At 57.5% G+C, this 12,082-nt stretch carries 9 protein-coding genes; 7 read left to right on the forward strand and 2 right to left on the reverse strand.

The genetic code is table 11. The features are described 5' to 3' along the window. Window positions 1-301 precede the first annotated feature (301 nt). From VF639_RS22365 to VF639_RS22380, 4 genes are all read left to right on the forward strand, one after another. Window positions 302-1,354 carry an aldo/keto reductase gene (locus tag VF639_RS22365; protein WP_331148175.1) on the forward strand — a complete coding sequence of 351 codons (1,053 nt, stop codon included), beginning with the start codon at window positions 302-304 and terminating at the stop codon, window positions 1,352-1,354. 299 nt (window positions 1,355-1,653) lie between these two features. Further along, on the forward strand, window positions 1,654-2,634 hold the full coding sequence (locus VF639_RS22370) for an aldo/keto reductase (RefSeq protein WP_331148176.1): 981 nt from the start codon (window positions 1,654-1,656) through the stop codon (window positions 2,632-2,634). 203 nt (window positions 2,635-2,837) lie between these two features. Beyond that, window positions 2,838-3,713: an alpha/beta hydrolase family protein gene (locus VF639_RS22375; RefSeq protein ID WP_331148177.1), complete on the forward strand. Its 876-nt coding sequence runs from the start codon at window positions 2,838-2,840 to the stop codon at window positions 3,711-3,713. A gap of 32 nt (window positions 3,714-3,745) precedes the next feature. After that, window positions 3,746-4,678 (forward strand): helix-turn-helix domain-containing protein, encoded by a 933-nt coding sequence (locus VF639_RS22380; protein WP_331148178.1) that lies wholly within the window; start codon window positions 3,746-3,748, stop codon window positions 4,676-4,678. A gap of 58 nt (window positions 4,679-4,736) precedes the next feature. Here VF639_RS22380 and VF639_RS22385 read toward each other — a convergent pair whose 3' ends face one another. Further along, complete coding sequence (locus tag VF639_RS22385; protein ID WP_331148179.1) at window positions 4,737-7,487, reverse strand: hypothetical protein; 2,751 nt, start codon at window positions 7,485-7,487, stop codon at window positions 4,737-4,739. Window positions 7,488-8,035: 548 nt separating this feature from the next. On the opposite strand from VF639_RS22385, the gene VF639_RS22390 reads away from it, so the two are divergent. The 3 genes from VF639_RS22390 to VF639_RS22400 all read left to right on the forward strand — a co-directional run bounded on the left by VF639_RS22390 (window position 8,036) and on the right by VF639_RS22400 (window position 10,967). Beyond that, entirely contained in the window at window positions 8,036-8,542 is a 507-nt protein-coding gene (locus tag VF639_RS22390; RefSeq protein WP_331148180.1) for a hypothetical protein, read from the forward strand. A 121-nt stretch (window positions 8,543-8,663) separates the two neighbouring features. Beyond that, window positions 8,664-9,206, forward strand: a complete 543-nt coding sequence (locus tag VF639_RS22395; protein WP_331148181.1) for a hypothetical protein — start codon at window positions 8,664-8,666, stop codon at window positions 9,204-9,206. Between the two features lie 300 nt (window positions 9,207-9,506). Continuing rightward, entirely contained in the window at window positions 9,507-10,967 is a 1,461-nt protein-coding gene (locus tag VF639_RS22400) for an APC family permease (protein ID WP_331148182.1), read from the forward strand. Window positions 10,968-11,092: 125 nt separating this feature from the next. Here the strand turns inward: VF639_RS22400 and VF639_RS22405 are convergent, their stop codons facing one another. Then, window positions 11,093-11,800, reverse strand: a complete 708-nt coding sequence (locus VF639_RS22405; protein WP_331148183.1) for a carboxypeptidase-like regulatory domain-containing protein — start codon at window positions 11,798-11,800, stop codon at window positions 11,093-11,095. Window positions 11,801-12,082 lie beyond the last annotated feature (282 nt).

The raw sequence follows: 12,082 nt of genomic DNA on the forward strand, positions 1-12,082 counted from the left end.
AGACGCAAAGAGGCGTCTCTACCTCGTTCTAATCGCTCTTTGGCTAACTCAAACAGCCTTTTAGTGAATTCAAGGTTCTGTTGGGTGAAATGGTACCATGACTTTTGTGGCACCACGCTACAAACGCGCCAGCCGAACATCATACTCACTAAGTCGCTAAATCACTTTCGGACCGTGCCCCGGCGTTTTGTGTAGTACAAGCTTCGGTTTGTATAACCTTGACCGTAGGTGCGTCAGGATCTTTGTGAGGAACAAGAAGACCATCAGCAGAAGGCAATTACTCCTTCAGAAACCAACCTTTATGTCTCTCACCGCCTACCGCACCCTTGGCCGCTCCGGCCTGATTGTTAGTCCGCTTGCCCTTGGCACCATGACCTTCGGCACCCCGCGCTGGGGCTCGGCCAACGAGGTTTCCGAAGCTATTTTTCACGCTTACATCGAGGCCGGCGGCAACTTCGTTGACACGGCCGATGTGTATGCCGGCGGCCAAAGCGAGGAGCTGGTGGGCAGCTACATTGCCGACCGCTACCTGCGCGACCAAGTGGTACTTGCCACCAAATTTGCCTTCAACACCAGTCCTGGCAACCCGCACGCCGGCGGCAACGGCCGCAAGCACATCTACCAAGCCCTCGAAAGCTCGTTGCGCCGCCTTAAAACCGACTACGTGGATTTGTACTGGCTGCACGCCTGGGATATGGTAACGCCCGTGGAAGAAGTGCTTCAGACGCTCGGCGACTTAGTGCGCGCCGGCAAGATTCGCTATTTCGGCTTCTCCGACATGCCCGCCTGGTACACGGCCAAAGCGGCAACGCTGGCCGCGGTGCACGGTATTCCGGGCCCTATTGCCATGCAGCTGGAGTACTCGCTGGTGGAACGCACTATCGAGTATGAGTATATACCGGCGGCGCAGGAGCTTGGCTTGGGTATCACGCCGTGGAGCCCGCTGGCGGCTGGTTTTCTGGCCGGCAAATACCAGCCCGAGGGCGCAAGTGCAATGGGTGAAGGTCGGCTCACGGGCCCTAACCCGTTTGGCAACTCGAAATTCACCGAACGCAACTGGCGGGTGCTCGACACACTGCGCACAGTAGCCGCGCAGCTTGACCGCTCACCGGCGCAGGTGGCGCTGGCCTGGGTTTCCAAGCAGCCCGGCGTGACTTCCCCCATCCTGGGGGCCAGCAAGCTCGAACAGCTGCACGACAACCTAACATCCCTGGAAATTCGCTTCACCCCCGACCAGCTTCAAACGCTGAACGAAGCCAGCGCCCCCGCAGCCGTTTTCCCTTACGGCATCTTCACGCCAGCAGTAAATCGCAGCATATTCGGCGGCAACACGGTGCAGGGCTGGCAGCAGTAACTGATAGCAAGTAGCGCGGAAGCCACAGGAAGCCACAGGAAGCCACAGGAAATCCGTTCCGCGACGAGCCGGAGGCGAGTTCCTACGCGGGTGAGCCTCCCGGCGCGTTGCCGGATACTCGCGTTGCTCGTCGCGGAACGGATTTCCTGTGGCTTCCTGTGGCTTCCTGTGGCTTCCGCGCTACTCTGCCTGTCTTGTTTTGTGTAGCAGAAGCACCGGTTTGTATAGCTCCCGACCTCGGCATTGCCTGGACCTTTGCAGAGAGAAAAGTAACTTTCATTTCTCTTACTGAAATAGTTATGAGCACCATCAAAAAAGTTGCACTAGGAAGCCAAGGGCTGGAAGTACCCGTGGAAGGGCTAGGCTGCATGGGCATGACCACCCTGGCCGGCATGAACGTGTATGGCGTAGCCGACGAAGTTGAAAGCATAGCCACCATCCACCGGGCCCGGGAACTGGGCGTAAACCTGCTGGACACCGCCGATTTGTATGGTCCCATGCTCAACGAGCGGCTGGTGGCTAAGGCCATTGCCGGGCAGCGCGCCCAGTACCTCATTGCCACCAAGTTCGGCTACGAAGTTGACGACCAGGAAGCTTTGACCTGGAACATCAACGGCCAACCCAACTATGTGCACAAGGCCATCGACCGGTCGCTTGAAAACCTGGGCACCGACTACATCGACTTGTATTACCTGCACCGCCTCGACCCTAACACCCCAATTGAAGATACGGTAGGCGCCATGTCCGAGCTGGTGCAGGCCGGCAAAGTCCGCTACATCGGCTTGTCGGAGGTATCCGCCGATATTCTGCGCCGGGCCCACCAGGTACACCCTATTACGGCCTTGCAAACCGAGTACTCGCTCTTCGACCGGCGTGTGGAAGAGGAGGCCATTCTGCAAACAACGCGGGAGTTGGGCATTGGCTTCGTGGCCTATTCGCCGCTGGGCCGGGGCTTCTTGTCGGGCGACATCAAAACGCCGGACGACTTCGAGGCCACCGACGTACGCCGCATGCTGCCGCGCTACCAGGGCGAAAACTTCTACCAGAACCTGACTTTGGTGGAGAAGATCAAGGCCTTGGCAGCAGAGAAAGGTGTTACGCCCGCTCAGTTGGCACTGGCCTGGGTGTTGGCTCAGGGCGTAGTAGCTATTCCCGGAACCAAGCGCCGCAAGTACCTGGAAGAGAACGTGGCGGCGGCCAGCATTAAGCTCAGTGCCGCTGAGCTAGCCGAACTGGAAGCCATTATGCCGGTGGGCAGCACCATGGGCGCCGCGTACTAAGACTTTATACGGGTGTGAGGCGTAGGCTGTAGCGCAAAGCTTTTGCTTCGCGTAGCATGGAACAAGGTCGTTGCAACGTCAGCAATACCACTCGTCAACGATACACGAAGTGCAGGCTTCGCGCTTGCAGCCTACGCGTTACCTCAACTGGTATCAAGGCTATGCTGAAACCGGGTTAATGACGTACTTGCCGCCAAAAAGCCATGAGTGGTTTCGTAGGCTATTGCACGATTGAAGTAACCGATAGCCAGATGAGCCTGGCTTTTCCGCTGGCTGTTTTGTACCCAACGTACATGCCCGGCAAAGAGGAAACGGTGAGCTTCTACACGCTTGATGTAGCCCGAGACGCGCCTATCGAAGAGGGATTGTTTCCTTTGGTTTTCATCTCGCATGGCAAGGGCAGTTCGCCTTGGGTGTACCGGACGCTGGCGCATCACTTAGCCCACAATGGCTTTATTGTTGGTCTGCCCGAGCATCCCTTCAACAATCGGGACGATAACACCTGGCACGGAACAGTGCAGAACCTGATTGCTAGGCCGCGCCACCTTCAATTGGCTATCGACCAGGTTTCCAGTCACCCGCAGTTTGCGTTGTCGGTAAAGCCGGCTGCGGTGGCCGTTGTTGGTCACTCCATGGGTGGCTACACGGCCTTGGCGCTGGCAGGGGGCATCCCAACTTCCTTTCCCAATGAGTCGCCGGATGGGCAAGCGCAGCTTCTCAGCACTACGACTGATCATCGGCTCAAAGCATTGGTTTTGCTGGCGCCGGCTACAGCTTGGTTTAGGGCGGACGGGGCTTTGCGTAACGTTACCCTACCGATTCTGCTCATCGAAGCCGAAAAGGACGAGCACACCACGCCTGAGCACGGGCAGCTTGTTGTGCACGGCGTCGCCGATAAGAGTTGTGTTCAACACCGGATAGTGGAAAATGCTGGGCACTTCTCTTTTCTAAGTGCTTTTCCGGCCGCCAGGGTTAGCCCTGCTTTTCCACCTTCGCAAGACCCGCCCGGTTTCGACCGAACTAGTTTTCACACCGCGCTAAACGCTGAAGTAGCCGCCTTCCTGGCAAGCCACACCTAGCCTTTCTAGCACAGAGGCCCACTCCCATTTCGATGAAACACCCTGCCAAAGAGTTCCTTGTGTTGTCAACCGTAACGGAATACGCCCGGTTCTATGGCCTGCCCGCGCCGGCGCATCCGCTGCTCACGCTCATCGACCTGGCTTATGCCCGCGAATTGGCTGGTACGCAAAAGCTTCCGTCCATTACAACGCCGGTGGTGCAGCAGCTTTATACCATTTTCCTGAAACGCGGCCTTAAAGGGACGCTGTATTACGGGCACCAATCGTACGACTTCGGCGAGGGAGTGCTAGGCTTTGTGGCGCCCGGCCAGGTGTTTGCCGTCGATGAAACACTGGATGCTTCGGGGGTGGAAGGGTGGCTGCTGGTGTTTCATCCCGACTTGCTGACCAAGTACCCACTGGGTAAAAAAATAGCCAGCTACGGTTTCTTTTCTTACGAAGTACACGAAGCTTTGCATTTGTCGGCGCAGGAAGAAGGAGTACTCGACAGCCTATTGCAAGGCATCAAAGGCGAGTATGAGCGTCCTATCGATGCCTTCAGCCAAGACGTGCTGATTTCGCAGCTGGACGTATTGCTCAACTACGCCAACCGCTTCTACCACCGCCAGTTCCTGACCCGCCGCACGCCTGAACACGACCTGCTAAGCCGTTTCGAGGCCCAGCTAACCACCTACTTCACCCAAGATGGCGAGCAGCCGCTGCCCACCGTTCAATACTTCGCCGACGAGCTAAACGTGTCGCCCGCCTACCTCAGCGACATGCTTCGCTCACTCACCGGCCAGAACACGCAGCAGCATTTGCACCACGGCCTGATTGAAAAAGCTAAGCGCCTGCTCCTGACCACCTCCCTGTCCATCAACGAGACGGCGTTTCAACTAGGCTTCGAGTACCCGCAGTACTTCACCCGCCTGTTCAAAAGCAAAACGGGCCTCACCCCCGCTGCCTTCCGGCTGTCGGTGAACTAAGGAGCTAGGAGATAGAAGACAGAAGCTAGGAGTTGATCTTATTACCGTCTCCTCGCTTCTATCTCCTATCTCCTATCTCCTCAATATCAGTGCGGCGCAACTCGGTTCCGACGGTGCGGTAGAGATAGAAGGATTTGTTGCGCGCGTCATACTCCAGCCCCACTGCCGTGGCACTGCTTTCGAACGGCTGGCCCCCTAGCAGGCGCCCCTGCCGGTCGTAGACGTAGGCGCGGCGCGGCCCTGGCTCGGTAACGACGTACACGCGCCGGCTGCCGTCGAAATCGAAGAACTGGGTCGGCTTCAATCCCGACGTGATAAACTTCCGGCTAAGCAGTCGGCGGCCAGTCGGCTCGAACAAATCGAACTGCCCGCCTTCTTCGCGGGCTACCACGTAGCTGCGTTGGCGCTGATCCGGAATCAGGCGGAACACCGAGTTGCGGCTCCAGGTGGCCACGCGGGCGCGGCTTACCACGTCGCCAGCCAGTGAAAATGTTACCTGCTCGCCGTGCTGGCTTACTACCGTGAGGCGAGTACGGCTTGGCGTGGCCCCCGTCTCGACCAAGGCGGTGCCTTGCAGCCGCGCCCCCACGCTGATGGGGAAGCCCGGATACACGTTACCTTGAATATCACAGGCATATACATAGCCGTTTTCCAACAGCACCACGATGATGTCGCGCCCGCCTACTACCAGATAAAGCGGCGGGGCAGCTAAGTTGAAGTCGAAGCGCTTGGGCTGCCAGCCCGGATACTCGTTGCCATCGGTATCATAGAGAAACAGGTTGCCACCGCCACCAGCCACCAGTAGGCGCGGCGCCCCATTCCCCTCTGGCGACACACTCAGGGCAGTAGCCTGTACTGAGTCGGGTAGGTTGAGCGGAAAATTGGGGGCCGAGCGTCCGTTGGCATCGAGTAGGTGCAGTTGCCCGGCGGTAGCCAGCAGGTAGCTAGGGCGCCCGGCCACGAGGCGGCGCTGCATGGTGCCTACCATCGGACCAGGCAAGGAATCAGACCACGCCACTACATTTTCGGGCGTGACGTAGTGCAGCACCCGGGCCGAGTCCTGCACCAATACCCCCGACCGGCCAGTTGTGGCAGCCGCTGTAAGTATAGGCGGTCCAAACAGAGGCGTTTTGAAGGTTAAGGCGGCTCCGGTAGCACTTGCGCCCTGCACGCGGGCCACGGCGGGCCCCGTTAGAGGATGCCGCAACAGCAACTCGGTGAAGTATTGGGGCTCGGCTTCGGTTTCGTCGCCGGTGGGCGTAAACTGAAGGGCTATCTGCGGAAAGCGCTTAAACAGCGGTTCGTTGCGAAGCAGACCGGCCCGGCGCTCTTCCACCAGGCCCCGCAACAGCAGATTCCAGGCGTTGCGGGTGTCGAGTATCACGCGCAAACGAGCCATCGGCTGGGTTTCTTGCAAGAACCCAACCTGGGCCGGCGAACGGGCCCACACTTCCCCGGCTACCACATCGTTCAGCAGTTGGCGCAGGGCGGCCGCATCCTGCCCAAACACCAGATAGTTGCCCACCACCGCCACCACCGGCTGCCGAAACCCGCCAAACAATGGCCCCAGCAGCCGCGCCGGCATCTCGGGCACCCCCGTGGCGTAGAGCCGATACGGTCCTACTCGCTCGAACGAAGGACTGGTGCCCATGGCCCGCCGCAACTGCCCGAGCAACAGCGCCTGCCGGGCCGGCTGCGGACAATACGCCAAGGCCAGCCGCGTTGGGTTTACCCGCGCCGACGCCTGCGTCAGGTAGCACAGAGCCACTTCTTGCTGGAACCCCGCCGCCAAGCTGTCCAGCAACACGGTAACACCCGGCGCCAGCGTATCGGGCACAATAGCAGCCCGGCGCTGACCACGCAGTATAGTAGCTGGCCCTAAGCCCAGATGCACCAGCATGGCCGTGCGCGAGCTTAACACATCGGCCATGCGCAGGCGTTGCGTGGGCTGCCCACGCAACCGCTCGTGCAAGCTGCCGCGAGTGGTTTCAGGATTAGCGAAGCCGCTCAACGCTACTTTGTTGCCAGCCAGCTTCATCTCCATTTGCCCGATGCTGGCCAGGCTGGTCACCTGGCTCATATCGGAGAGCAATTCCCGCCGAAAAAACACGCCTAACAGCTGCGGCAGCCGGCGGTAGTTTACTAGCACGGTGGCATCTACGTCGCGGAGCCGGAAGAAATCGATGTTCTGGAAGTCGGCGGCTACGGTGGGCTGGTTGGGGCCAGCCAGGCGTCGGACCACAGCCTCAACCAAGGCCGGATTCGCGCTCAGCAGCAAGTGATTACGATAGTTGAAGAAGGTGACGCCGTGCCCAGTGCCTACCTCCGTTACTTCGTTGAGAATAGTGCCTTCGTAGTCGCGGGTGCCAACCCGAAACTGTGGGTCGCGCTGGAGCGCATCGAGCAGGCTGCGCACCTGCCGGTACTCGCGAATACTGGTTACTGGCACTTGCAACAGCAAGTCGAACTGATTGGGGCCGGTGACGTGCACCGAAGTCAGTACCTTTTTACGACCCAGGAAGCGGGCTATTACGTTGCGGCTGCCCGTGAGGCTATCCACCAAGGCCACGTTGTTCTGCAGGCTCTCAAAGTAGCGGACGGTAAGCAAGTTATCCCAGAGCTGGGTTTCTTTGAGGTGACGTACCAGCGTTGGGTGGTCGCGGGTGGCAGCTACCAGCACGGCATCGTCGGGTACCAGTGCCCACGGGTCGACGGGCACCGCCGCTTGGGTGCGCCGATAGTACACGTAGGAGGCCAAGGCCGCTAAGAGCAACAGAGCGGTCAGAATGGCAAACAGCTTCTTGGACATACGGCGAGACAGGGCGGCAAAAATAGCGGTTTAGTTTACGGGAATAGCATGGTAGGTTGTGCGCTGAACCACAACCTCTAATCATGGGTTATTTAACCCTCTATTTAATCGATAGCACAACTTATACTAATCAAATCCGGCCTTGTGCTGGATAGTACGCACGACCAGTGCCGCCGGGTGCAGGCTCCTGCCAGGGCTTCCGCCTTGTGCGTACAGTAACGGCTAGCTGCTTCCGCAATAATTCCGGTATATTTTGAGTGGTGTTTTGAAAGCCAGCACCTCTATCGCTCATTCATCGTGCGAAAGAAACCGCCGCCTCATCTGCAATCAGAAGCATTCTATTTGGCGGCTTTGCTTCGGAAGGCAAGCCCAAACTCTTTGGTTCTGAGAAGATGAAAATCACGCGCAAATGTTTCTCTTTACTTCGTGCAAACCCAATAGCCAGGGTTGCGGCCCCAACGGTTGCGCGGTTTCTTGCCGGGTTCAACCCGAGAGCGTGGCATATGCTTCCGGGGCTGCTCTTGCTTGGCCTTTCCTCCTGCTTCAGCTTGCGCGAGCCCGAAGCGCCCGACGCGGCCAGTGATTATCTGGCGCCCACCAAAATCGAGATTCTGTTGGCCAACTTCACGGCGGCCGTCCAAACGCTCAACACCGTGAACTACGAGCGCAGCTTCAGCGGCCCGCAGTATCGCTTCGTACCCGATCCTACGTCGGCGGGCACGGCCGCTACGCTTTTCACGAATTGGAGCGTGAGCGAAGAGCGTGACTACTTCAACAGCCTGCGCCGACGGTCGCCAGCTGCTCCCCAAAATAAGCTGACGTTCACCACCCGCCCCTACCAGTTCTTCACGCCCGATTCGGCCGAGGTATCAGCGCTTTATCAGCTGCGCATCGTGCAGTCGGATACCGCTTTTAAGTCGACTATGCTGGAAGGCAACATCCGATTGCTAGTGCGCCGTCGTAATAATGAATGGAAAATAGCCGGCTGGCGCGACCAACGTACTTCGAGTGCTTTGAGTTGGACCGACTTAAAGAAATACTTCATTCGAAACTAACGTACTCGAACGACCTGTACCTCAAGCGGCAGGGCTATATTCTGGAATTATTATCTTTATTCGTGCCCTTTGCTGGCGCACCCCACGCCGTGCCTCGTGGCCGGGTTTTGTTGCGGTCCTTATGCCTCTGCTTGCTCCCTCTGTGCCGATTAGCCGCCTCTTAGTGCCTGGCTTGGCTGTTGGCGCTGTGCTGGTGAGCTGCAACCCCTTCGCCCCCGGCCTCGACGACATGCCCACCGACCCCAACCAGCTCCTGGGCAACCCCGTCACGGTGCGCGGCTTCTTCGACAGGTTCCGCAGTGCCTACCAATTGCGCGACTCCACGCTCTACGGCCAGCTCCTCGACCGGCAGTTCTCCTTCACCTTCCGCGACTTCGCCGCCAACGTCGACCGCACCTGGAACCGCGACGTGGAAATAGCCACTACCTACAAGCTGTTCCGCGCGTCGCGCACTGCCAACCTGCAGTGGACCCAATACCTTCCCACCACCGACACGCTGTTTTCGGATACGCTGGTGTATGTCGACCGCGCCTTCCAGCTCAGCATCGAGCAGGTCGATAATCAGCAATACGCCGGGTCGGGTTCGGCCCGCCTCGTACTCGTGCGCAAGCAAAAAGGCGACCCATGGCGCATGCGCAGCTGGTACGACCGAAGCGAGTTTTAGTGTTGCGCTAGCTCGTATAGGACCACAGGCCAATGTCATTCTGTTGCTTGCTGCTTTCCCGCAACTTGAAGCCGAACGGCTATTACTTGGCATTCAGTGTGGTTTTGAGCAGTTGATTGTCACGAAAGAAGCTAGAAGATCCTTGTATGGCAGTTCAGTAATTGGAAGCCTGACTTCTTAACCTCTGCTGCAATAGGAGAAAGATGGATCAGCTAAGGAAGAATTGGCGGAATGAGTCTGTTCGTCTAGAACGGGCTTTTCTTTTTCTATCTTCCCGTCCCAAATCCTGAATTTTCCTTTATGTCTGAAGAACAAGGCCATTTTAAGCGGGCTATTACGCTTTTTGATGCAATTATGATTGTGACCGGTAGCATGATAGGCTCCGGTATCTTTATCGTTTCGGCTGATATTGCGCGGCAGGTGGGCTCAGCGGGTTGGCTGCTGGTGGTCTGGATCATTACCGGATTCATTACGCTGGCCGGGGCTTTGAGCTATGGTGAGCTAGCCGCCATGTTCCCGAAGGTGGGCGGGCAATACGTATATCTGCGCGAGGCCTACAACAAGCTGGTCGCGTTCCTGTATGGCTGGTCGCTGTTTCTCGTGATTCAAACCGGCGTAATTGCGGCAGTGGCCGTAGCGTTTGCTCGGTTTGTGGGGGTTCTGGTGCCGTGGTTCAGTGAAACCAATAATCTGTTTAGCGTAGGGTCGTTCAACTTCACTTCGGTGCAGTTGCTGGCTATTCTGATGCTGGTGGGGCTCACCTGGGTGAACGCCCGCGGGGTACAAGGCGGTAAACTCATTTCCAACATCTTCGGCAGCACCAAGCTAGTAGCCTTGGCGTTGCTGATTTTGTTTGGGTTGGCTCTGGGCATCAACGATCAAGCCGTTAACCTCAACTTCCACGACATGTGGAATGCCATGAGCTATACCTCCACCGGGCAGGCCGTACCGCTTACCACCTGGGGCTTGGTGGGCGCTATCGGATTGGCCATGACGGGTTCGTTGTTTAGTTCAGACTCTTGGAACAACATCGGGTTTTCCGGCGACGAGATTGTGCAGCCCGAACGGACCATCGTGCTTAGCATGGCTATTGGTACGGGCATTGTAACGGCGCTGTACCTGCTCATCAACCTGGTGTACCTGCTGGTGATGCCGCTACACGGCGACCCTGCCGCGGCAGCTACCGATGTGGTGAGCCGCGGTATCATGTATGCCGCCAACGACCGGGTAGCTACTGCCGTGGCAGAAAGCATTCTGGGCCGCGCTGGTGCCTACGTAATGGCTGGCCTGATCATGATTAGTACGTTTGGCGCCAACAACAGCATCATTCTGAGTGGAGCGCGCGCCTACTATGCCATGGCCAAAGACGGGCTGTTTTTCCCCGGTATGGCACGGCTCAACAAGGCGGGCGTACCAGGCGTGGCGTTGTGGGCGCAGTGCTTGTGGGCCTGCGGCTTGTGCTTGTCGGGCTCGTACGGACAATTGCTGAACTACGTAATGTTCTCAGTGATTCTATTTTACGTTGTCACCATCATCGGCATCTTCATTTTGCGGCGCACCCGTCCCACCACGCCCCGGCCGTACCGTGCCCTCGGCTACCCTCTTATACCACTGCTCTACGTAGTGCTGGCTTCGGCCTTCTGCGTGGTGCTACTCGTGTCACCCGCCACCGCCCGCGACTCCGGCATGGGCTTGCTGCTCGTGGCATTGGGAGTACCCGCGTATTTTCTATTCGGCAAAAGCTTTGGCTCTTCTAAGTAAGTGAGATAGTGAGTTAGCACATTTGCTGCTCGATAGGCGAAGGCAGAACTTCAAACACTACCTCAGCAAAAGAAAAGGCCGCTCTGGAAATCCAGAGCGGCCTTTTTCAATATCGAAACGGCTGTTTAGTTACGCCGACGCTTACCTCCCTCGGTGGGCAGCAGGGTTACGTTGACGGGCTGCGAACCGCGGGCGCGAATCTCTTGGTCTTGGTAGCCACCGTAGCCATACACCAGTTGGTTGTCGCCGGCCGGTACTTCCAGAGAATAGTTGCCGTTGCCATCGGTACCGGTGCCTTTGCGCGAGCCTTTCAGCAGCACCGTGGCTCCGGCCAGCGGCCGTCCATTTTCGTCAAGGATACGTCCCGACAGGGTATAATAGGTGGGCGCGGCGGGCGCTACAATAGTGGCAGGTGCGGTTTCTTCCATCACTGGCTCGGCTACTGCCGCTACGGCCTGCACTTGCCGGCTGTCGAGGCTGGTTTCGGCTACTGGCCGCATTACACGGCGCGGGGCTACTTCAGCGACAACTGGTTTGGCTGCTTCAGTAACTTCTTTCTCGTCCGAGGCAACTTCTTTTTCCTTTGCCGGCGCCTCTTCCTCCGCAGGATTAGAGCCTGTTACACTGGCTTCTCCGAGCATTACCGAAGGCATTACCCTGCTGATGGCATTACGGCCTCCTTCTCCAGGCATGAAGTAGCCAACAGTGGCCAGCAAAAAGATAGCTCCTACAATGATGCTCAACCGCTTATTGCCGGAGGAAAGAGATTTTTCTTCCTCATGGAGATAAGTGCTCTGATCGTCAGTTTCAGGTAAGGTAGAATTAGTGGGCATAGAAGAGAGAAGGTGAGATGAATAAGGGAATTGCATTTAGTTACCGGCAGGTTGAAATGTGCGTAAAAACACAAAACAACTGCCGAAGCCAACACCGGTTCCTAAAGATATAATATTACTTTGTTGCTATCCTAACTTTAAACCAGGGCAAACGCATGAAGCATTAGGGACCTAGTTTTGGGCCATGAGCCACCCTATTCGTGCGTACTTTCTGCAAGTGGAAGATTTTCGTCAAGCGTCGAAATGCCGCTACCGCTTGGCTGATATTCTGCTCATTGGCTT

It is taken from the genome of Hymenobacter sp. (assembly GCF_036387835.1).
Lineage (GTDB): Bacteria > Bacteroidota > Bacteroidia > Cytophagales > Hymenobacteraceae > Hymenobacter.

Excerpts from the sequence above, each read along its gene's own strand:
- VF639_RS22365 (WP_331148175.1), top strand. The coding sequence starts at position 302 with ATGTCTCTCACCGCCTACCGCACCCTTGGCCGCTCCGGCCTGATTGTT.
- VF639_RS22370 (WP_331148176.1), top strand. The coding sequence starts at position 1,654 with ATGAGCACCATCAAAAAAGTTGCACTAGGAAGCCAAGGGCTGGAAGTA.
- VF639_RS22375 (WP_331148177.1), top strand. The coding sequence starts at position 2,838 with ATGAGTGGTTTCGTAGGCTATTGCACGATTGAAGTAACCGATAGCCAG.
- VF639_RS22380 (WP_331148178.1), top strand. The coding sequence starts at position 3,746 with ATGAAACACCCTGCCAAAGAGTTCCTTGTGTTGTCAACCGTAACGGAA.
- VF639_RS22385 (WP_331148179.1), bottom strand. The coding sequence starts at position 7,487 with ATGTCCAAGAAGCTGTTTGCCATTCTGACCGCTCTGTTGCTCTTAGCG.
- VF639_RS22395 (WP_331148181.1), top strand. The coding sequence starts at position 8,664 with ATGCCTCTGCTTGCTCCCTCTGTGCCGATTAGCCGCCTCTTAGTGCCT.
- VF639_RS22400 (WP_331148182.1), top strand. The coding sequence starts at position 9,507 with ATGTCTGAAGAACAAGGCCATTTTAAGCGGGCTATTACGCTTTTTGAT.
- VF639_RS22405 (WP_331148183.1), bottom strand. The coding sequence starts at position 11,800 with ATGCCCACTAATTCTACCTTACCTGAAACTGACGATCAGAGCACTTAT.